At 41.8% G+C, this 21,554-nt stretch carries 26 protein-coding genes; all 26 read right to left on the bottom strand.

Annotated elements, in window-relative coordinates:
* Positions 1 to 4 precede the first annotated feature (4 nt).
* From cheB to flgB, 26 genes are read right to left on the bottom strand one after another with little or no spacing between them, the layout of a single operon-like run.
* Complete coding sequence (gene cheB, locus CJU60_RS11425) at positions 5 to 1,072, bottom strand: protein-glutamate O-methylesterase CheB (protein ID WP_095713840.1); 1,068 nt, start codon at positions 1,070 to 1,072, stop codon at positions 5 to 7.
* A 1-nt stretch (position 1,073) separates the two neighbouring features.
* On the bottom strand, positions 1,074 to 1,970 hold the full coding sequence (locus CJU60_RS11420) for a MinD/ParA family protein (protein WP_081638301.1): 897 nt from the start codon (positions 1,968 to 1,970) through the stop codon (positions 1,074 to 1,076).
* On the bottom strand, positions 1,961 to 3,058 hold the full coding sequence (locus CJU60_RS11415; protein WP_095713839.1) for a flagellar biosynthesis protein FlhF: 1,098 nt from the start codon (positions 3,056 to 3,058) through the stop codon (positions 1,961 to 1,963). The genes CJU60_RS11420 and CJU60_RS11415 overlap by 10 nt, the downstream gene beginning before the upstream one ends.
* Entirely contained in the window at positions 3,058 to 5,091 is a 2,034-nt protein-coding gene (flhA, locus tag CJU60_RS11410) for a flagellar biosynthesis protein FlhA (protein ID WP_024121409.1), read from the bottom strand. Before flhA ends, CJU60_RS11415 begins: the two co-directional genes overlap by 1 nt.
* Before the next feature lie 32 nt (positions 5,092 to 5,123).
* Positions 5,124 to 6,206, bottom strand: coding sequence for a flagellar biosynthesis protein FlhB (gene flhB / locus CJU60_RS11405; protein ID WP_024121408.1), 1,083 nt, complete (start codon positions 6,204 to 6,206; stop codon positions 5,124 to 5,126).
* Entirely contained in the window at positions 6,206 to 6,985 is a 780-nt protein-coding gene (gene fliR / locus CJU60_RS11400) for a flagellar biosynthetic protein FliR (RefSeq protein WP_024121407.1), read from the bottom strand. Before fliR ends, flhB begins: the two co-directional genes overlap by 1 nt.
* Positions 6,986 to 6,992: 7 nt before the next feature.
* Entirely contained in the window at positions 6,993 to 7,262 is a 270-nt protein-coding gene (fliQ, locus tag CJU60_RS11395; protein ID WP_010334259.1) for a flagellar biosynthesis protein FliQ, read from the bottom strand.
* 14 nt (positions 7,263 to 7,276) lie between these two features.
* Positions 7,277 to 7,942, bottom strand: coding sequence for a flagellar type III secretion system pore protein FliP (gene fliP, locus CJU60_RS11390; protein WP_024121406.1), 666 nt, complete (start codon positions 7,940 to 7,942; stop codon positions 7,277 to 7,279).
* Complete coding sequence (fliZ, locus tag CJU60_RS11385) at positions 7,935 to 8,594, bottom strand: flagella biosynthesis regulatory protein FliZ (protein WP_044155883.1); 660 nt, start codon at positions 8,592 to 8,594, stop codon at positions 7,935 to 7,937. Before fliZ ends, fliP begins: the two co-directional genes overlap by 8 nt.
* Before the next feature lie 14 nt (positions 8,595 to 8,608).
* Positions 8,609 to 8,971, bottom strand: a complete 363-nt coding sequence (gene cheY, locus CJU60_RS11380) for a chemotaxis protein CheY (protein ID WP_010334256.1) — start codon at positions 8,969 to 8,971, stop codon at positions 8,609 to 8,611.
* Between the two features lie 27 nt (positions 8,972 to 8,998).
* The gene (fliY, locus tag CJU60_RS11375; RefSeq protein ID WP_024121404.1) at positions 8,999 to 10,135 is read right to left on the bottom strand and encodes a flagellar motor switch phosphatase FliY; all 1,137 of its coding nucleotides are present in this window, start codon (positions 10,133 to 10,135) and stop codon (positions 8,999 to 9,001) included.
* Positions 10,125 to 11,123 (bottom strand): flagellar motor switch protein FliM, encoded by a 999-nt coding sequence (gene fliM / locus CJU60_RS11370; RefSeq protein ID WP_010334255.1) that lies wholly within the window; start codon positions 11,121 to 11,123, stop codon positions 10,125 to 10,127. The genes fliY and fliM overlap by 11 nt, the downstream gene beginning before the upstream one ends.
* A 33-nt stretch (positions 11,124 to 11,156) precedes the next feature.
* Complete coding sequence (gene fliL, locus CJU60_RS11365) at positions 11,157 to 11,579, bottom strand: flagellar basal body-associated protein FliL (RefSeq protein WP_024121403.1); 423 nt, start codon at positions 11,577 to 11,579, stop codon at positions 11,157 to 11,159.
* A complete protein-coding gene (swrD, locus tag CJU60_RS11360; protein ID WP_010334253.1) occupies positions 11,576 to 11,791 on the bottom strand; it encodes a swarming motility protein SwrD in 216 nt (71 codons plus the stop codon). Before swrD ends, fliL begins: the two co-directional genes overlap by 4 nt.
* Before the next feature lie 39 nt (positions 11,792 to 11,830).
* The gene (flgG, locus tag CJU60_RS11355; protein WP_024121402.1) at positions 11,831 to 12,625 is read right to left on the bottom strand and encodes a flagellar basal body rod protein FlgG; all 795 of its coding nucleotides are present in this window, start codon (positions 12,623 to 12,625) and stop codon (positions 11,831 to 11,833) included.
* A gap of 21 nt (positions 12,626 to 12,646) precedes the next feature.
* Complete coding sequence (gene flgD / locus CJU60_RS11350) at positions 12,647 to 13,072, bottom strand: flagellar hook assembly protein FlgD (protein ID WP_024121401.1); 426 nt, start codon at positions 13,070 to 13,072, stop codon at positions 12,647 to 12,649.
* Complete coding sequence (locus CJU60_RS11345) at positions 13,069 to 14,535, bottom strand: flagellar hook-length control protein FliK (protein WP_095713838.1); 1,467 nt, start codon at positions 14,533 to 14,535, stop codon at positions 13,069 to 13,071. The genes flgD and CJU60_RS11345 overlap by 4 nt, the downstream gene beginning before the upstream one ends.
* 11 nt (positions 14,536 to 14,546) lie before the next feature.
* The gene (locus tag CJU60_RS11340; RefSeq protein ID WP_024121399.1) at positions 14,547 to 15,161 is read right to left on the bottom strand and encodes a MotE family protein; all 615 of its coding nucleotides are present in this window, start codon (positions 15,159 to 15,161) and stop codon (positions 14,547 to 14,549) included.
* Positions 15,162 to 15,172: 11 nt separating this feature from the next.
* On the bottom strand, positions 15,173 to 15,616 hold the full coding sequence (fliJ, locus tag CJU60_RS11335; protein WP_010334249.1) for a flagellar export protein FliJ: 444 nt from the start codon (positions 15,614 to 15,616) through the stop codon (positions 15,173 to 15,175).
* A gap of 3 nt (positions 15,617 to 15,619) precedes the next feature.
* Positions 15,620 to 16,936, bottom strand: a complete 1,317-nt coding sequence (gene fliI, locus CJU60_RS11330; protein ID WP_095713837.1) for a flagellar protein export ATPase FliI — start codon at positions 16,934 to 16,936, stop codon at positions 15,620 to 15,622.
* The gene (fliH, locus tag CJU60_RS11325; protein ID WP_095713836.1) at positions 16,933 to 17,685 is read right to left on the bottom strand and encodes a flagellar assembly protein FliH; all 753 of its coding nucleotides are present in this window, start codon (positions 17,683 to 17,685) and stop codon (positions 16,933 to 16,935) included. Before fliH ends, fliI begins: the two co-directional genes overlap by 4 nt.
* Positions 17,678 to 18,694, bottom strand: a complete 1,017-nt coding sequence (gene fliG, locus CJU60_RS11320; RefSeq protein ID WP_003231981.1) for a flagellar motor switch protein FliG — start codon at positions 18,692 to 18,694, stop codon at positions 17,678 to 17,680. The genes fliH and fliG overlap by 8 nt, the downstream gene beginning before the upstream one ends.
* 12 nt (positions 18,695 to 18,706) lie before the next feature.
* On the bottom strand, positions 18,707 to 20,317 hold the full coding sequence (gene fliF / locus CJU60_RS11315; protein ID WP_095713835.1) for a flagellar basal-body MS-ring/collar protein FliF: 1,611 nt from the start codon (positions 20,315 to 20,317) through the stop codon (positions 18,707 to 18,709).
* A 45-nt stretch (positions 20,318 to 20,362) separates the two neighbouring features.
* Positions 20,363 to 20,683 carry a flagellar hook-basal body complex protein FliE gene (gene fliE, locus CJU60_RS11310; protein ID WP_024121395.1) on the bottom strand — a complete coding sequence of 107 codons (321 nt, stop codon included), beginning with the start codon at positions 20,681 to 20,683 and terminating at the stop codon, positions 20,363 to 20,365.
* A 10-nt stretch (positions 20,684 to 20,693) separates the two neighbouring features.
* A complete protein-coding gene (flgC, locus tag CJU60_RS11305; protein WP_044155899.1) occupies positions 20,694 to 21,146 on the bottom strand; it encodes a flagellar basal body rod protein FlgC in 453 nt (150 codons plus the stop codon).
* Positions 21,146 to 21,535, bottom strand: a complete 390-nt coding sequence (gene flgB / locus CJU60_RS11300) for a flagellar basal body rod protein FlgB (protein ID WP_010334244.1) — start codon at positions 21,533 to 21,535, stop codon at positions 21,146 to 21,148. Before flgB ends, flgC begins: the two co-directional genes overlap by 1 nt.
* Positions 21,536 to 21,554: the final 19 nt, after the last annotated feature.

Here is a 21,554-nt window from a genome sequence, read left to right as displayed (position 1 = left end):
TGAATCACACCCTCTCTTTTTTCACACAGCTTGTGATGGATGCTGCGATATCTTCCACATGTTTAATTTCATGAATAAGGCCCGCCTTAACGGCTGCTTTCGGCATCCCAAATACAACACAAGATTCTTCAGACTCTGCAATGGTTTTCACATTGCCGGACGCAAGCATGTCCTTAAGACCGGCAGTACCGTCACTGCCCATTCCGGTCATAATGACCGCTACTTTTTCATAGTCTGCAAGTTTGCCGACAGAACGGAACAAGTAGTCTGCTGATGGTTTATGACGGCTTGGCGTATCGTGATTATCAAGAACGATTTTAAGGCCGCCGCTGTTTTTGATAACGGATATGTTTTTTCCCCCCGGAGCTATGTACACACAGCCGTTAAGAGCTGCTTCGCCATCTTTTGCTTCCTTTACACGAATGTCAGACAGATGATTCAGCCGATCAGCCAGAGAAGCAGTAAAGCCTTCAGGCATGTGCTGTACAACGACTACAGGCGCGTTTAAATCCTTAGGAAGCTTTGGTATCACCTTTTGAAGCGCCCTTGGTCCGCCCGTTGACGTGCCGATACAAACAATATGTCTGCCTGGGCCAGATTTTGACTGACTCAATACAGGCTTAGCGATACGTTTAGGCTCAGGCCGAATGACCGCCGGAGCCGCAGCTTTTTGCTGGCCGGAAAGTCCGGCTGCGATGACCCGCTCAACTAATTGTTCTTTAATTTTGTATAAATCTAAAGATATAGAACCAGATGGCTTTGTGATAAAATCAAAGGCGCCTATCTCTAAACAGTTAATCGTACACTCTTTTCCTTGCTGGGTCTGGCTTGAAACCATAATGACCGGCAGCTGATAAAGCTCAATAATTTTCCGCAGTGTGTCTGTTCCATTCATCACCGGCATTTCGATATCAAGTGTGATAACATCCGGTTTCAGCAATTCTATCTTTTTAAGTGCCTCTTCTCCGTTTCTCGCAGTTCCGATTACTTCTATCTGCTTTTCCTCGGTTAGAAAATCACTTATCATTTTTCTCATAAAAGCCGAATCATCAACTACAAGCACACGAATCAAATTAAGCCCTCCTCATTAAAAAAGAAGATAATTTCTCAATAAATGTCTGTTTTTCTTCTTTGTGTCTAGTTTCTTCTCTTTCAAACAAGGCGTCCGCTAGGAGACGGACTGACCGGCTGGCTTTTGCCTGAGGACTTTTTAATAAAAAAGGAACCTGTTCGACAACTGCTTTGCTCACGATCCCGTCGTCAGGGACTGAACCGGCAAACTGAACCGCTTCGCCTAAAAACATGTGAATGGTCCGGGAAAGGCGGGTAAAAGCGTCAAGCCCTTCCTTTTGATCACGGCACCGATTGACAGCTACTTTCATTGAAAGCTGATTTCCTGTCAAAGCTAAATGTTTGACAGCGCTGTATGCATCCATAATGGCTGTAGGCTCCGGGGTTGTTATGATCAAAATGTCTTCTGCTGATAAAATAAAAGGCAGCTGGTCTTTTGATAGGCCCGCCCCCATGTCAAACAGTACATAATCGAACTGACTTAACGCATGAGAAAGCTCATTAGCAAAAAAGGTCCATTTTTTCTGGTCCAGCTGAAACATCACATCCAGCCCAGTTCCGCCAGATATATACCGAAGACCCTTTGGCCCAGTAGATATGGATTGCATAAAAGGCTTGCGCTCAGTTAGAACGTCAATAATAGTCGCGGAAGACGAGTTTCCCATTAATATATCAATGTTCCCCATTCCGATATCAAGATCAATAAGCAGTACCTTCTTGCCTTTATCCTGCAGCGCAAGAGCCATATTTAAAGTGATGTTGGATTTTCCGACACCGCCCTTGCCGCTGATGACTGCAAGTGTTTTAGCTTTCTGTGCAAAAACAATCGGCAGATCGCGCTCACGCTTCTTCATTTTCGCCCGTAAAGTTGCTGCTTGGTCAAATCTGTTCATCTGCACAGCATCCCTACAAACTCCCGCGGAGAGACTGTCTGTATATCCTCCGGCACATTCTGGCCGTTTGTGATAAACCCGGCGCCTATCTTTGATTCTGCCAGTATACTGAATACAGAGCCTAAGGAAGCAGTCTCATCTATTTTCGTAAAAATAAACTGATTGACAGGAACAGATGAAAAACGTCTGACAATTTGTTTCATATCTTCATATTTTGCAGTTGCTGACAAAACGAGAAATGACTGAATGCTGCTTTCAAAAGGAATCGTCTCTTTCAGTTCATCGATATATTGCTGTTCTCTGAAGTTTCTTCCTGCTGTATCGATAAATACATGATCATATTCAGCAAATAATTCTTTCGCCCGCTGAAATTCCTCTTTTGTATAACAGACTTCCAGAGGAGCCTGCAGCAGCTCGGCATATGTTTTCAACTGTTCAACTGCTGCAATCCGGTAAGTATCTGTTGTAATAAAAGCAATTTTTTTCTGTTTTTCAAGCAGAGAAGACGCTGCTAGTTTTGCAAGCGTTGTTGTTTTACCCGCGCCCGTCGAACCAAACAGCACGATATACTTCGAACGAATAGGCTCCTGCCACTTGTCTGCTGGAGGTAGTGCCGCGCACAGTATATCCTGAAGTTTACCGGCCACGTTTTCTTCTGTCAGTCCGCCCAATTCAACAGAGAATCGCAGTATTTTTTTCATAGTACTGGTCTTAATTGATTCATTAACGCCGGTTTCTCCCAAAAGCTGTTCGGCTTTTCTGAGCGGTTCAGGAAGTACGGATTGATATGCTGAAAAATCACCTGGCTCAGATTGAGCCGGAATTTGAGGGATTATCCTCTCCTCTATTTTCGGACTGCTGACAGGAGGTTTTGACGTTTGTTTCGGCTCTGCTGCCTTTTCAGCTGTTTTTTTCTCAAGAAAATCTTGATCCAATACGGCAATCACTTCAACAGCCGGTTTTTTTAAAAGCCCGAACCATTTACGCTTATTGATTTTTTTGGAATTCAGTATAACCGCTTCATTGCCTAGTTCTTTTCTGATAAGCTGTGCCGCTTCTTGCATTGAAGCAGCAGTAAATTTTTTGATTTTCATTAAATATCCACCACTCCAATGCTTTGAACTTCGACATTAGCCTCAAGCTCGTTATAAGAAAGAACAGGAAGATCCGGAAAATATCGTTCCAGAAGCTGTTTCACATACATCCTTACAGGAGGCGAGCAAAGAAGAATCGCAGTCTCTTGTCGTATTGAGAGCTGTTCGGCTTCTTTTGCAACAGAGCGCACAATGCTTTCCGACACATCTGGTTCAAGCGACAAATAGTTCCCATGTTCTGTTTGCTGTACACCGTCAGCAATTGCCTTTTCTACACGGCCGGAACAAGTGATCACTTTTAACACTTCATTTTCTTTGGCAAACTGGGCAGTAATTTGCTTAGCAAGTGCCTGTCTTGTGTACTCTGTCAAAAGATCAGAGTCCGTTGTCAGTTTTCCATAATCGGCAAGCGTTTCAAAAATGGTTACCAAATTGCGGATTGAAACTTTTTCTTTTAACAGTTTAGCCAGCACTTTCTGAATATCTCCGACAGATAATGGATTTGGCGTAACCTCTTCCACCAGGACCGGATACGTTTCTTTCAAATGATCAATAAGCTGTTTCGTCTCCTGTCTGCCGATTAATTCATGAGCATGCTGCTTAATTTTCTCTGTAATATGTGTTGAGACAACTGAAGCCGGATCTACAACTGTATAGCCCAGCATGTCAGCTTCATCCTTCACCGATTCGCCAATCCATTTGGCTGGAAGCCCAAACGACGGTTCTACTGTTTCGATCCCTTCAATCAGGTCGTCTTCAGGCGTAGGCGACATTGCTAGATAATGATCTAGTAATAGCTCGCCTTTTGCTACTTCATTTCCTTTAATTTTCAATCGGTATTCATTAGGCTGCAAAGCGATATTGTCTCTGATACGCACGACAGGAATGACAAGCCCAAGTTCCAGCGCCAGCTGACGGCGAATCATCACAATTCGGTCTAATAAATCCCCGCCCTGATTAGCATCCGCCAGCGGAATCAGACCATAGCCAAACTCGAATTCTATCGGATCTATATGCAGAAGCTGCACAACACTTTCGGGGCTTTTGAGCTCGTCAACTTCAGCCTCTTCCTCAAGAATCTCTTCCACTTCTTCTTTTTCCTTACCTGTTTTAGATAGCGTATAACCGCCAAAAGCAAGCAGCCCTGCAAGCGGCCCTGTTAGGAGAATACCAATTGGAGTAAACAAGCCAAGAAGCAGAATAGTTGCTGCTGTAACATATAAGAGCTTTGGATAAGCGAACAGCTGGCCTGTGATGTCATGACCTAAGTTTCCTTCGGAGGCTGCTCTTGTCACGACAATACCTGTAGCTGTAGAAATTAACAGCGCCGGAATTTGCGATACAATTCCATCTCCTACAGTTAGCATCGTAAAATGAGAGGCTGCCTCTTGTATCGCCATGCCTTGCTGCAGCATACCGATAATGATTCCGAAAATGATATTGATCATCACAATAATAATTCCAGCAATTGCATCACCTTTCACAAATTTGCTGGCACCGTCCATCGCACCGTAAAAGTCTGCTTCTCGAGCTACTTTTTCACGGCGGTGTTTCGCTTCCTGTTCGTTAATCATGCCTGCGTTTAAATCAGCATCAATACTCATCTGCTTCCCTGGCATTGCATCAAGCGTAAATCTTGCCGCAACCTCGGAAACACGTTCCGCGCCCTTTGTGATGACGATAAACTGAATAATAATTAAGATAATAAATACAACAAGTCCGACTAAAACATTTCCGCCGACAACGAAGTTACCGAAGGTCTCAACAACCTTCCCTCCTTCGCCGTGCGAAAGGATCGAACGCGTCGTTGACACATTCAAGCCCAGACGAAATAAGGTCAAAAGCAGCAGCAGTGACGGAAAAATCGAAAACTGCAGCGGTTCTTGCATATTCATTGTGGTGAGAAGCACGATCAACGCAAGAGAAATATTAATAATGATCAAAATACTTAACAGCCATGGAGGAAATGGTATCACCAGCATTGCCACAATGAGGACAACACTTATTAAAACGGATAAATCTCTTGTTGACATGCTGTTTTTTCTCTCCTTTTGAATCGTAAAATTCAATTTACTTTTTGTTTCGTTTTAAATACGTAAGCCAAGATTTCTGCCAAGACTTTAAAAAACTCTTCCGGCACTGCCTGGTCAATTTCAACCTGATCATATAACGCACGGGCAAGCGGCCTGTTTTCTACCATCATGACATCATGCTCTTTAGCTATCTTCCTTATTTTTAATGCAAGGTGGTCAACACCTTTTGCAACAATGTATGGCGCGTCCATTTTTTCTTCGTCATATTTAAGTGCGATCGCATAGTGAGTCGGGTTTGTGATGATGACATCAGCTTTCGGCACTTCCTGCATCATCCGCCTCATCGCCATTTCCCGCTGTCGTTGCTTAATTTTAGACTTAATAATCGGATCTCCCTCAGATTTTTTGTACTCATCTTTTATATCCTGCTTTGACATTTTGATATTTTTCTCATAGTCAAATCTCTGATACAAATAATCGAGTCCGGCAAGAATCAACAAAGCCCCTGCTCCGCTCAGCCCCATCCACAGGGTGAGTTTTGAAACAAAGGAAAGTGCCTCTTCAGGTGTCAGAAGCGGAAGGCGGAGAATTTCTCCATAGTGCATCCAAAGCACAACAAACGCCGCAAACCCTACAACAGCAATTTTCAAAATCGATTTAAGCAGCTCTACAATCGCCCTCATGCTGTATATCCGTTTAAAGCCTTTTATCGGATCCAATTTTTCAAGCTTAGGCTGGATCACTTCCGTAGAAAATAAAAATCCCACCTGCATATAGTTGCTTACAACTCCTGCAACAAGGGCAACAAGCAGAATCGGAGCAAGTACGATGCCAGTATCCTTTAATAAGCTGATAAACAGGATGTGCACATTTGATTCTGAGAGCTTCATTGTGAGTGACTCCGTGTAAAATGTCTCTATAAATGACAGCAGCCTGTCTCTCATATACGGGCCGATCGCAATAAACGAAAGGAAGATGACTAATAATGAAACGGCGGTATTCACATCAGAGCTTTTTGCAACCTGCCCTTTTTTTCTAGTATCCTTCCGTTTTTTCGGAGTGGCTTTCTCTGTTTTTTCTCCCGCAAAAAATTGGAGGTCAATTCTTAGCTTCATTAAGAAACACCGACCAATGCTAAAAGATTCCGCATCGTTTCAATCGTTAAGCCGAAAACATTCCGAACAACGACGAAGATAACGGACATACATACGATGAGCATGATAAAACTGACGGCAATCTTTAAAGGCAGACCGACGACAAATACATTTAATTGGGGAACTGTCCGGGCCACGATGCCTAATGCAAGATCCACAAGAAACAAACTGGCCACAACCGGCGCCGACATTTGAAATGCGATAATAAACATTGCATTAAAGCTTTTGGCGATAAGATAGGCAAACTTTTCATCGCCAAAATTCGGAAATGCCTGATCAACCGAAATATACTGAAAGCTGTAGTAAATACCGTCCAGCAGCAAATGATGCGCATTGACACTCAGCATAAACAAAAGAGCCATCGTATAGATAAACTGGCCGATCAATGGACTCTGTGCGCCCGTTTGCGGATCGATAACGTTCGCAATTGAAAAACCCATCTGAAAATCAATAAACGAACCGGCTATCTGAACAGCAGCAATCATCATATAAGCAATCAAACCAAGACACAGACCCACCAGAGCTTCTTTAAATGCCAGCAGCATATATTGCTCGTCAACCTCCAAAGACGGAGGTTTATCAATCGTGCTGAAGCAAATGACTGCAAGAAAAAAAGCAAATCCGATACGATGAACAGCCGGAACGTTTCTGTGGCCGTATAGCGGAACCGTTACAAAAAAAGCAGAGATTCTAATAAAAACCAATAAAAAAGCAGGAAATAAATCAATAATCGAATTCATCACTGTATTACCCTGCAAAACGATTTAAATTAGAAAACAGCTCTGTTGTGAACGAAAGGATGGTCGACAGCATCCATGGCCCGAAAAAAATCAGTGCCAAGAGGACTGCCACGATTTTGGGAATAAACGCCAAAGTCTGTTCCTGGATTTGAGTTGTCGCCTGAAAGATGCTGACGATTAATCCGACCAATAAAGCGATCGCAAGCAGAGGCGCGCTGATCATCAGCGTTACATATACGGCTTTTTCCGCCATAGAAATTACAAATTCTGAATTCACGTTTAGCACCTACCCTAAAAGCTCTGAAGCAAAGATTTCACAATTAAATACCAGCCGTCTACTAAAACAAAAAGTAAAATTTTAAAGGGCAGAGAAATCATAACTGGAGGGAGCATCATCATCCCCATTGACATCAGAACGCTCGCCACTACCATATCAATAATTAAAAAGGGGATAAAAATCATAAAGCCTATTTGAAACGCTGTTTTGAGCTCCGAAATGGCAAAAGCGGGAACCATCGTTGTAAGAGGAATATCTTTTAATGATTCGGGTTTATCCATTTTCGCGTAATTCATAAACAGTGCCAAATCCTTCTGCCTTGTGTGCTTACTCATAAATTCTTTAATCGGTTCCTCAGCTTTTGTATACGCTTCGTCCAAACTGATTTTATTGTCCATCAATGGTGTCAGCGCTTCTTTATTAATCTCTGAAAAAGTAGGAGCCATAATAAAAAATGTTAAAAATAGCGCAAGGCCGATAAGGACCTGGTTGGGCGGCATTGATTGCGTCGCCAGTGAAGTTCTGACAAACGACAGAACGATGACGATGCGGGTAAAACAAGTCATAAGAATCAATATTCCAGGCGCCACTGAAAATACAGTTAACAATAATAGTAATTTAACAGTTGAACTGACGTTACCCGGATCGCTAGAACTGAAAATATTTATAAACTCATTCATGATGACGTGGGCCTTTCTTTTTTCCTTCTGAACGGTTTTGTTTTAGCTCTTCAAGCTGCTCTTTTAATGCTTTTGAAAATGAAGGCAGCTTTTGCTGCGGCTGATTCTCAGAACCCTTTAGGGGTTTGACAAGCTTTTGCCACTCTATTTTGCTTGACATCGCCTCTTCATGCTGGCTGAGTATGACTTCGATTTCCTTTTCATCCTCAATTTCTTTAAGGAGCTGGATCGTCTCTCCCACCCCAACGACGAGAACACTGTTGCCGACTTTAATCAATTGGATAGATCGGTTTTGGCCAACCGATGTTCCGCCAATATTTTCAACATATTGAAAAGGCTTTAGCAGCCGGTTTCTTTTGTTCATAAGCTTAACAAGCCCGTAAATCAGCGCGATGACAAACAATAAAGCGAAAATCATCTTCACAAAATCAAAAGCTGAAACAGAAGGAGCAGCAGCTCCCTCCGTCTCATCAGCAGTTTGTGTCGTTTTTTCTTTCTTTTGCTCTGGCTTATCTGCGGTCTTTTCCTCTTTCTTTTGAAACCATTCGTTTACAGTTGAATCATCAGATGCCGCCGCATCAGCAGCAAGCGGATGCACACTGAATAAAATGAAAAAACATATAAAAGCAATGAAACATTGACTCTTTTTCAACAGTCGTACACCCTTTAGCTTAACGTTTTGTTGATTGCTTCAAGTACACGGTCCGCCTGGAAAGGTTTCACGATAAAATCCTTAGCGCCGGCTTGAATAGCATCGATAACCATTGATTGCTGTCCCATGGCAGAACACATAATGATTTTAGCTTGAGCATCAATTTGTTTAATTTCTTTTAGTGCAGTAATACCGTCCATTTCTGGCATTGTGATATCCATTGTAACTAAGTCAGGAGAATGCTCTTTAAATTTTTCTACAGCCTGAGCGCCATTTTCGGCTTCTGCTACTACGTCAAAACCGTTTTTTACCAAAATATCTTTGATCATCATTCTCATAAATGCTGCGTCATCTACAATTAAAATTCTATGTGCCATAATTTTTTTCTCTCTCCTCGTGTTTCTTTATTTTAAATTATTAATGCGTTCTGCCTGGCTTAATATGTCAGTGACCCTTACTCCGAAGTTTTCCTCAATGACCACGACTTCGCCTTTGGCGACGATACGCTGATTCACTAAAATATCTACCGGCTCACCGGCTAATTTATCCAGCTCAATAATACTTCCGGCTGAAAGTTCTAAAATTTCTTTTACGCTTCTTTTCGTTCTGCCGAGTTCAACAGTGATCGAAAGCGGGATATCCAAAAGCATATCCAGATTGTTTATAGGAGCTTGTGTGCTCTCATTTGGATCAAATGATGAAAATTCCACTGGTGAAACTTGAACAGGCGCGGCTTTCTTCGGTTTCCCCTGCCTTTTAGCCGGCACTTGCTGCTGCGGTTCGTTCCGCGGCTCGGGCATCACAGGCTCTTTCGGCTGTTCATATGTAACCTCAGGCTCCGGCGTTGTTTCTTCAGCTGGACTTTCCTCCGTGTTCATAAGGCTCGAGATCAAATCTTTAGCAAATGTCAGCGGATATAGCTGCATGATGTTAGAGTCTATTAACTCGCCCACCTTCAAGCGGAAAGAAACCTTAACCAGCATTTCATCAGCAGGAATACGGTCTGTTCCTTTTTCTTCATTTACATCAAGCAGTTCTACACGCGGGGGTGAAATATCAATTTTTTTACTGAATACAGTAGACATTGACGTTGCTGCCGACCCCATCATTTGGTTCATCGCTTCTTGAACCGCGCTCAAATGGATCTCTCCAAGTGAAGGATCTGCACCTTTCCCGTCTCCCCCGATCATTAGGTCCGCAATAATCGCCGCGTCACTTTGTTCGACGACTAGCAGGTTGCTGCCGCTGAAACCTTCCGTATAATTCACTTCAATTGCAACATACGGTTCAGGAAACGCATCACTGATTTTGCTTCTTGGGATGACAGTTACGTTTGGAGTCGTAATATCAACTTTTTGATTTAAAAGCGTGGATAAAGCTGTCGCTGAACTGCCGAATGAAATATTTCCGATTTCACCGATCGCATCACGCTCCATGTCCGATAAGTCATGCACTTCCGGAGCCTCAGGCTCATCAGGTGTGCTGCTCGTGCCGTTAAGAAGCGCGTCAATCTCATCTTGAGATAATCTGTTATTCTCCATCTTGTTCACCTCTTATGTCGTGGTCTAAAATTTGCACTGCCTGTTTTCGATTCACCCGGCCGGCTTGTCCTAAAAATTTCGGCTTATCTCCGACCAATACAGTAAGAGGATCTGTTACTGATTTGTCCAAAGTTATGCAGTCTCCGACTTCTAAACTTAAAAACTCTTCTATTGTCAGTTCAGATGTGCCGAGTTCGGCCACGACAGGTATTTGTGCTGTCATGATACGTTTTTCAAGCGACTTTGTTTCCTCAGGTTTCGGTTCATTTCTTTCTGATTGCATCCAATAATGGACCGAAAGCTTTGGTATGAGCGGCTCGAGGACAATATGCGGGATACAAAGATTAATGACACCGCTGATTTCGCCGATTTGGGTGTTGAGTGAAATAACAACAACAGTTTCATTAGGAGATACCATCTGAACAAATTGCGGATTTACTTCAAACTCAGTCATTTCGGGTTCAATATCAGCAATGGACTGCCAAGCTTCTTTATAATTTCCCAGTGCATTTTCAAATAAATTAGAAATAATTTTTGTTTCAATTTCTGTTAAACTATCAACCTTATTATGACTGATCCCGATGCCCCCCATCACACGATCCATCATCGTATAGGCAATTGTCGGGTTAACCTCCATCATAATTCTGCCTTCCATCGGATGGACATCGAATAAATTCAGGATCGTCATATTCGGTATGGATCGGATAAATTCCTCGTATGGAACCTGATCAACAGAGCTGACCGATATATGGATATACGTTCTGAGCTGAGCAGAAAAGTGAGTTGTAAGAAGTCTTGCAAAATTGTCATGAATTCTTGTTAAACTGCGGATTTGGTCTTTAGAAAACCGCAGCGCGCGTTTGAAATCATAAACCTTTACTTTTTTCTCCTTTTCTTCTTTTTTCAGCTCTTCAGCATCCATTTCACCCGTTGATATTGCAGAAAGCAGTGCATCTATTTCATTTTGGGAGAGAACTTCTCCTGACATTTTCCTCACCTCCGTATTCTGTCAAATTATGCTTTATTGCAGATTAAAAGAGGTAATATACACTTTTTCTACTTTTCCTTCTTGGAGGTAGCTATTCACTTTATCTTTTAGTTCCTTCTTAAAGGTTTCTTTTCCCTTGTCTCCCTCAATCTCATCAGCATTCGTATCAGCCAGCAGTGATATAACAGCATCTTTCACTTGAAAATCACGTTTTTCAAGCTCTTCTTTTGATTTATCAGAGTCAGTTTCAAGTTTAATCGCTAAGCGAATAATGTTATCGGATTTTAAATTCGTTGTGATTTCTGCTACATCAACAGAAGATGCAACGATTTCATCAATACTTCGTTTTGCCTCACTTTTTTCGGACTTTCCGCCTAAAACAAAATAAGCCGCCGCCCCGAGAGCACCAATTACGATAAGAATAATTAGTAAAATGATCAATAATTTTTTCTTCATTCCGGTTCCTCTATTCCATGGTCCATTGAAAATATTTGTATTTTTTGATAGAAAGACACAATCTTCTCCAGAACAGCTTCTTCATCTTCTTTTACTACAAACTTCTTACCGTTCGACAGTGTGATTGTAGTATCCGGAAAGCATTCAATCTGTTCAATAAATAACGCATTCAGCGTAAAGGGCTGCCCATTTAAACGGGTTACTTTAATCATAAAACAGCGGAGAAGCGATTACTCGCCTCCCCTCCCTCCTTAACGTTTAAGGTTAACCAGCTCTTGAAGGATTTCATCCGATGTTGTAATAATCTTAGAGTTTGATTGGAACCCGCGCTGAGCAACAATCATTTCAGTAAACTCGTCTGTTAAATCAACGTTAGACATTTCTATAAATCCTGACTTCAAGGCACCTGTACCGCCATCACCAGGCTGATTAGCTGCACTAGCAGTTCCAGAGTTCAAAGATTCACGATACAAGTTGCTTCCGATTTTATCTAAACCGTCACTGTTTGCAAAAGTAACAATCCCGATCTGACCGCCATCTTGTGGTTTACCGCCAGCATCAACAATTGACACTTTTCCATCAGATCCGATACTAAAGCTTTGAGCATCTAGAGGAATTTTTATTGTTCCTCCTGTCATATTTAACACATGGTAGCCGTCACCAGTCACCAATGTTCCGGTATTATCTAAATAGAAGTTTCCAGCTCTTGTGTAAGCCGTTCCATCACCTGTATCGATTTGAAAATAACCGTCGCCGTCAATCGCTAAATCAAGCGTTCTTCCTGTGCTTTGTGTCGCGCTTGTTGAATGGATGGTATCAATTGTGCCAGATGATGAACCCAAACCGATCTGCTTAGAGTTTGTTCCGCCGATTGTTGCACCAGCAGCAGAACCGCCGGCAATCGTTTGACTTACCATATCTTTAAAGGTAACCCGGCTCTTTTTGAATCCCACTGTATTTACGTTGGCAATATTATTGCCGATAACATCAAGTTTTGTTTGAAAGTTTTTCATACCGCTGATTCCAGAATAAAGTGAACGTAACATAATATATTCCCCCAGATGTTTTTATTTAGATGATTGTCCCACAGACATGACATTCGCCGGACTGATCTCGGTCCCATCATCAAGAACGAGATAATAATTTCCTTTAGAATGTTTAACAGAGCTTACTGTGCCTGTTTTATCTGTTGCACTTTTACCATCAGTCCAAGATACTTCTTTTCCCATCCAATCAACATACGTTGTAAACGGATCTTGGTTTTCAACGAATTTAGTCATCGTCGTATTCAGATTCATCATCTGTTCCAGGCTTGAAAAAGTCGCCATCTGGCTGATAAATTCTTTGTCATCAACCGGATTAAGCGGATCTTGGTTTTGGACTTGAGTCATTAATATTTTTAAAAACTCGTCTTTTCCCAGGCTGCTGTTGCTTGCAGCGGCAGTGCTGCTTGTTTTTTCAGGCAATTTATATTCTGAGCTTATTGATGTCATTCTTCTTCCTCCAATTCAACCATTGACACTTCATCAAGCAAGTCTCCAAACTCGTTTGATTGCTTTTTCTGTCTTTGCTGCTTCTGTCCCTCTTGCTGCTGTTTCTGTTCATCAGCAAGCTGGCCATATATCGGCTGGTCTCCGCTTTGAATCGGCAATGTAAAACGGTCAACTTGGACAGCCATATTCGGCAGTGATTGCTTCAGCTGAGGCAGATGTTGTTCGAGCAGCTCTTTTGCAGATTGGCTGGATGCAATGATTTTACTCTGGAACATTCCATTTTCATTTGTCAGCTTAATTGTGACAAATCCTAAATGTTCAGGGTTCAGCCGAATTGTAAAACTGCCGGTTGACCTCCCAAAGGGTGTATATTTCATCTGCTTCCATGCACTGATCACTTGATCAGCAACCGTTTTCGTATCGGCTGCATGCAAATCAGATGAGAGCTGCAAATCGAGTGTCTGAACTCCTCCGGTGCTCCGGTAGCCTGAAAACATCATTTGAATTCCTGACTTACTATCAATAGGCTGAATACTTACAGAGGAATCTGCCGTACTTTTATTACCTGACGTCAGAGTGTCCGGCGAAAGGGCACGTTTTCCGACCTCTAGTGACGATTCGGATGATTTCGATAACAAAAAAGCTTTCAGCTGACTTTCAGCTATATTCCACTCCTTCGTCCCTTTTTGAGGAAGCACTGACATCTGTTCCATTAAACTTTGAAAACTTTTCAGCTCTGACTTTGACATCGTATAAAGCTTTGAATTTGACTCGTCTTTTGTAAATACCTGCTGTTTAAGATCCTGAATAAGCTGTTCAGATATGCCCTTTTTATCTAATGCCGAGAGAAATTCATCTCCATTTTTGTAGACAGTATGAGCTTGATGATCACGGTCAGTCATTTTATTTCCTTCTAAAAGCTGACTGATAAGCATTTGGATATGGATAAGCGTTTTATTATCTTCTGCTGATGACTCATTTTCCTGAACTCCTTGCTCTCTGTCAGACTTGAGTTCATCAGTAGCGGCATCACCAGCTGAATACTTTGCAGTCAGAGCAGTTTTATCTTCAGAAATGATTTTGTCTGCAAGTATTTGCCCCATGTTCAGTTGATCAGTTCCGTCAGCCAATTTTAATTCAACTGCTTGCAGCAGATTCTGTAACATTTGCTGAGCGGATTCATCCAGCTGCTTTCCTGTTAGTTTACTTAACGTTTGCAGAAAATCGGTTTTTTGCTTGTCTTGGTTTTCGGGAGTTGCATTTAGCCAATCACTGATCTTTTTACATGCATCTTTTAAAAGCTGATCGTCAGTCAGAGTCCCATTTCCTTGTGATGAAGGTTCTTTCGAGCCGGCTTCAGACATAAGCCAATTTTGAAAAACTCCCTGGCTATTTTTGATTGTTTTAGCAGCTGTCCCTGCTGTAGTTTGCAGCCGAGGTCCGGCTAATTCAAGCAGCTTCACCTTTATTCCCCCTATTCTTGGCTGGCAGCAATTTTTTCTGTATATGTTGCCGCTTGCTCAGGAGTCATTTTTGCCAAAATTTCAGCAAGCTGCTTTTTGCTCAGTCCATTCAATATTTTCAGCGCTTCTTTCTCCTTTAATTGGGCAATGATTTTGGCAGCCTTTCCGCTGTCCATGCTTTTATAAACACTGATGACTTTATCATCAGAAGCTTTATCAGAACTTGATGAATCTTCTGTGTTATCCTTCGGTGTCTTTTTTTGGTCTTCCGCTGTTTTTTCAAGAGAACGAATCTTTTGATTCAGCCTGTCTATTTCAGATTTGCTTGTATCCAAATCCTTATTCAATATACTGATCTCACTTTTTTGATCCTTAATGGTTTTTTCCAGAGCCGCCGTATTACTGTTATTCTTAGCTGTTGATGATGTATCTTTTTTATCTTCGGTCTCAGGAACCAATTCTTTAAGAACTGGCGTTTTGGCTGCAGCTTCCTGTATCGGCTTTAAGACATTGACACCAGCCGCCCAGAGAACAATCCCCCCTGCTATAAGCAGAAATATCAGCGGAAGGATAATGATCAGCAAAACCGATCGGAACTTACCTGATTCTTTCTTTTTGCCGGACATTACATTCGCTCCTAATGGCCTTGAATCATAAACTGCTTGATCGAAATATCGTCCATTTCTTTCATCTCTGCAGCTTTGTCTTCAAGAGCAAACATTTTAAACTGTTTTTCACGCATCTTTTCAAACTTCTTCACTTCAATATTTTTTTCTGTTAACACTTCTTGCTTTTGGTTCATTTGATTCCTTTTCATAATGACGAGCTTTTGGTAGTGATAAATGGTGTTTTCAAGATTTGAGACAAATTGCTGATAATGCCTCATCTCTTGAACGCTCATCCCGCTTTTCAGTTTGTTTTCTTTATTTTGCTCAAGCAATTCCTTTTTGCTCATATTCTCATATAGTTTCTCCGCTACAGTTTCAAATTCAGAAACTGATTGCTGATACTCAGACAAAGACTGGTCTTTTTCGTTCTCTTTTAGTTCCAGCAGCTTTTGGAATCTAAATTGATAGGCCACGTTCTATTCCTCATTTCCTGTCAAACTAGTTAATGCAGCAATGCTTTCTTCCAATGATGCTGATTCTTCTGTTCCCTGCTTCAGAAATTGAATAAGCTGCGGATAAAATTGTATCGCCTCATCAATTTCTCTTGAGGACCCTCTTTTGTAAGCTCCAATATTAATGAGATCTTCAGAATTTTGATACGTTGATAAAAGTTCACGGAATTTATTCGCTGCGTCTAAGTGCTGTTTTGTCGAGATGTTTGACATCACCCTGCTGATGCTTTTTAACACATTGACGGCAGGAAACTGGCCTTTATTAGCAAGAGCCCTGTCTAACACAATGTGTCCGTCTAAGATTCCGCGAACAGTATCAGCAATAGGCTCATTCATGTCATCCCCGTCGACTAACACTGTATAAAACGCTGTGATTGTTCCGTGTTCATTTGCACCTGTTCTCTCTAGTAAACGAGGTAAAATAGCGAACACAGAGGGTGTATATCCTTTTGTCGTCGGGGGCTCTCCAGCGGCAAGTCCGATCTCCCTCTGAGCCATCGCCACCCTTGTGACAGAATCCATCATAAACATGACATTTTGCCCTTTATCACGAAAGTACTCAGCAATGGCTGTCGCCGTATAAGCGGCTTTCAACCTCGTTAATGCAGGCTGGTCTGAGGTAGCAACAACTACAATTGACCGCTTCAGACCCTCTGCTCCCAAGTCTTTTTCAATAAACTCCCGAACCTCTCGACCGCGTTCTCCGACGAGTGCAATTACGTTCAAATCAGCTTCGGTCTGTTTAGCGATCATTCCCATTAATGTGCTTTTCCCGACGCCGCTTCCTGCGAAAATACCAATCCGCTGGCCTTTTCCGACAGTCAGCAGACTGTCAATAGACCTGACTCCAACACCCATTTTTTCCCGGATAGGCGGGCGTTTCATCGGGTTAGGAGGTGATTGCTCCGTCGATACAGGCGAAAGTCCTTTCGGCAAAAGTTTTCCGTCGAGCGGTTCGCCAAACGCATCAATGACTTGTCCGATCAGACCGGCTCCTACCTTTACACGAAGAGATTCACCGGTGGCTTCAACAATGCTCCCGGGGGCAATGCTAGCGGCCTCTAAATAGGGCATTAACAAAATATTTTCTTCCTGAAATCCAACAACTTCAGCTTTGATGACTTTTCCTGATTGACCTTTTGCATAAATCAGGCACAGGTCGCCTATTGAGCTTGCCGGCCCCTTTGATTCGATCATCAGGCCGATCACCCGTTTCACTTTCCCATAACGCTTATACGAGTCTGTCATTTCTATGCAATCTATCAGACTCTGTGTCTTCATTGATCCGCACCTGCTTCCAGTGCTGTAAGGAGCTTATGCTTCAGTTGCACCAGCTGGGTATCAATGCTTGCATCCACTCTTCCAAAAGGAGTTTCTATATAGCATGATCCTTTTTCAGCTTTTTCATCGGCGTATAAACCCAGCCGGCATTCTTTGTAAAGAAGCTGCTGGATTTCGTCTTTATGCTGAAAAACTGTTTCATAGTAATAAGGGTCCACATATATTGATATATCGTCATATTCCTTTACTTCGTTTACCACCTGCTTCACAAGCAGGATAAAGGCCTCTTTATCATCAGATTTTTGCTGCCATACTTTTTTAGCTAACGCAACGGCAAGCTCAACGATTTCTCCGGAGGCATCTTCAAGCTTATCCTCTACAGCTCTTCTGGACATCTCTGTTATGCTGTTTGCCTGATCGAGCAGCTCAGCATACTGTTGTAAGGCTTCAGCTCTCCCTAATGCAACACCTTGTTCGAAACCTTCTGTTTTCGCTTCTTCAATAAGCTGCTGTTTTTCAGCCGCCCAATCATTTTTTTCCTGCTCAATTTGACGGCGGATGTCTTCCATCTGGCTGTTCGCTTGCTCGGAAATCCGATCAGCTTCTTCTTTGATCCGGGCCATTAACGCTTCCGGATTTTCTTCAGTCTGTAAAAGATGTGAATGATCGATCCGAACCTCTTGTAAAGAAAGCTTTCTTCTTTCCTGCTGTGGGGAAAAAGATGATTCTTGTTTAATGATATTAGACAATAATATCGTCTCCTCCGCCTCTTGCTATAACAATTTCACCGGCTTCTTCAAGCTTTCTGACGATGCTTACAATTCTTGATTGAGCCTCTTCTACATCCTTCAAACGTACAGGGCCCATAAATTCCATTTCTTCTTTGAATGTTTCAACCATACGCTGTGACATATTGTTGAATACAATTTCTTTGACTTCCTCGCTTGCCACCTTTAATGAAAGGAGCAGATCGTCGTTTTCAACATCGCGTATAACCCGCTGAATTGCTCGGTTATCAAGGGTAACAATATCCTCAAAGACAAACATCCGCTTCTTGATTTCTTCAGCAAGATCAGGATCCTGAATTTCCAAGGAATCTAATATCGTCTTTTCTGTTCCTCTGTCTACACCGTTTAACACTTCAACAACAGCTTCGATTCCGCCGGTTTGTGTATAATCCTGAGTAAATGCGGAGGATAATTTCTGTTCCAGAATCCGTTCTACTTCATTAATAATTTCAGGTGACGTTCTGTCCATTACCGCAATCCTTCTTGCGACTTCTGCCTGTACCTCAGGATTCAGCTCGGATAAAATTTGTCCGGCCTGCACAGGGTCAAGGTAAGACAAGATTAAAGCCATCGTTTGCGGATGCTCTTGTTGGATGAAATTTAAAATTTGTTCAGGCTCTGCTTTTCTGGCAAAGTCAAATGGTTTAACTTGCAGAGAAGAAGTCAGCCTGTTTAGTATGTTTTCGGCCTTATCTTCTCCGAGCGCCTTCTCAAGAACTTGTCTGGCATAGCTTAAACCGCCCTGAGAAATATAATCCTGGGCAATCGCTATATTATGAAATTCCTCTATAATTTCATCCTTTTTTTGATGATCGACACTTCTAACTCCTGATATTTCAAGGGTAAGCCTTTCAATTTCTTCATCGGTTAAATGCTTATATACAGAAGCTGACACATCTAAACCTAAGGAAATCATGAGAATGGCTGCTTTTTGTTTTCCTGTAAGCTTGTCTTGATCACGTCTCGCCATTTCTAATCCCTCCTAATCCTCGGCCAGCCAGCTTCTCAGCAGTTTTGCAAAGTCTTCAGGCTTATCTTTCGCCATCTTTTCAAGCTGTTTTCGTCTGACTGTTTCCTCTGTTTCATTTTCCTCTTCATTAATATCAGGCAAATTGATAGGCTCCTGAGGCACTTCGTACGTGTATTCCTCAAATTCATCCTCTTGAACGCGTTTCTTTCTGATAAACATAATGATCAGAATGATGATAACTGCGATCAATACGCCCCCTACGATATATACCCACATTGGGATACCGGAGGATTTTTCCGTATCAGTATCCAGACTTACTTTTCCGTCAAAAGGCTGAACGGAGACAACAATTTTATTATTGATATCTTCATCAGAAAGGTTCTGGTTCTGTGTTTCATCCTTATCCAATGATGTTCTGACAACAGTTGAAAGGATTTTTTGTATATCATCCTGTCTTTCAGTTGATAGCGACGCTGTGTTTTTGGCATCAGGCGGCTCTAACATTACTTGAATCCCTAAATCCCTTACCTTATAAGGGCTTTCAGCTATTTCTTTATGGATTCGATTAACCTCGTAATTGATTTTATTACTGCTTTTTTCGTAGTTCCCACTTTCGGTATTTTCACCGTCAGCTTGATAGTTTGTTACATCTTCATCACCGGTTCCGGCAGTTCCGCCATTAGCTGCGCCGTCTCCCTGATATGTTTCCGATACTTTTTCAGCACTGACCGCGATGCCTTCCATGTTTTCTTTGTCAACAGGCTCGACGATGTCTTCTGTGCGATTTTCTTTTGTAAAGTCAATATCAGCCGTGACAGAAACAACAACTTTGTCCTGCCCCATCATCGTTCCAAGCAATGACTGAACATGTTTTTGAATGTCTTTTTCAACTTGGGATTTAACTCCCTGCTGCGAAGAATAACTATCAGCGTAGGACCCTGAACCGCTGTCTGTTTTGTCATAGTATGTAGAGTTCTGGTCCATGATGACGATGTTATCTTCTTTTAAGTTCGGCACACTTTTTGATACCAGATGATATAATCCGTTGATCTGGCTTTGATCCAGAGTGTATCCAGGCTGAGTCTGCAGGACGATTGAAGCAGATGCTGCTGATTGCTCTTCACCGACAAAGACAGCGTCTTTCGGAAGGTTAATCATTACTTTTGAATTTTTGATACCGTCCATTTCATTAATCAGATTGGATAGTTCCGTTTGTGTGGCTTTGACTTTCACCATATCAAATTCATTATCTGTTAAACCAAAGCCGGCGTTCTGTCCAAAAAATGAGTAATCAATTGATCCGGTTTTAGGAAGCCCTTCTGCCGCCAGCTGAACTTTCAGTGAATCAACCTGATCTTCCGGAACCTTAATGACCGTACCGCCATTTGAAAGTTCGCTAGGCACTTTTTTTGCATCCAATTCCTCTTTGATCTGTCCGGCTTCTTCAGCTGACAAATCTTTGTACAGCGGCGCCATTTTCTGATTAGAAGAAAAAATACTGATAATAATGGCAAGAATGATAATTGCCGCTAAAGCACTAATCATTAAAACCTTTTGTAATTTAGATCTATTTTTCCAAAACTCACTCGTTTTGTTTTTCATTTGCATTAGAGTACGATTCATGTTAACCCCCGGTCATTCCACTCTTTCTCTTTCTCGTCAGACCCCCTACATTTGCATTCTCATAATCTCCTGATATGCTTCCACAGCTTTGTTGCGGAACTCAGTTGCAGCAGTCAGAGAGATGCTTGCTTTTTGAGCGGCGATCATGACCTCATCAAGATTCACATCTTTTCCTGCAGCCAAGGCATTAGTCATATTGTCAGAAGCTACTTGGGACTCATTTAACGAACTTATAGAGTTTTTTAAAAGCTCCGAAAAGCTTGTTTGATTTGAAGAGTCTGTTTTTTGGCTATTGTTTAATTGATTTGTTGCATTTTGAGTGTTTTGAGTATTTTGAACCTGAAAAGGAGAAATTGCATTGATCACATTCATCACCTTACTTTCCGATTTCTAGAGCCTTCATCAGCATTCCCTTTGAGGCATTCATCGCTGTGACATTGGCCTCATATGATCTCGTACTGCTGACAAGGTCTACCATTTCTTTTAATGGATCAACATTCGGCTTTTGCACATATCCTTCAGCGTTTGCATCAGGGTCAGTCGGATCATAGACCAGATTAAAATCAGAGTTATCTTCAGTGATTTTTGTAACCTTTACCCCATTTCCGACATTGCCGCTTCCGCTCATTTTAGAATTCAAAATCGACGAGAACGATTCACCTTTTGACTGAAGCGAAACCATTTTCCTTCTGTAAGGCACCCACTCACCGTTTACCTGCTTGGCTCTTGTCGTATCCATATTCGCCAAGTTAGACGATACAACATCCATTCTGAGGCGCTGAGCTGTTAAAGCTGATGCTGAAACATTTAAGCTTTGAAAAGCTGTCATTATTTTCCTCCTGTTAGCACGGTCTTCAGAGAATTGAATTTGCCGTTCATTCTTTCAACTAAAGCTTGATAGTTAATCTGATTTTCAGCTAGTTCTGTCATCTCTTTGTCAACGTCAACGTTATTTCCGTTTTGCTGATAAGATGTATCTCCGCTCGTTACAATTGAATAATTTGAATCAGCATCAGAAAAATCAACATGCCGATAGTCCGTTTTTATAGATTCGAGACGAGAGGATTCTTGATCTAATAAATTTTGGAAAGAGACTTTTTTTGCCTTATAGTTCGGTGTATCTATATTAGCAATATTATTAGTTATGACTTTTTGCTTAATATTCGCTCTGCCCAAGGCATTTTCAAGATTTTGTATCGTTCCAGAAAATAAGCTCAAATCCACTTACCTCCATTTC

Source organism: Bacillus sp. 7705b (genome assembly GCF_002289525.1).
Classification (GTDB): domain Bacteria; phylum Bacillota; class Bacilli; order Bacillales; family Bacillaceae; genus Bacillus; species Bacillus halotolerans.
The sequence above is the reverse complement of the archived record's forward strand: the minus strand, read 5'-3'. Positions and strand labels throughout refer to the sequence as shown.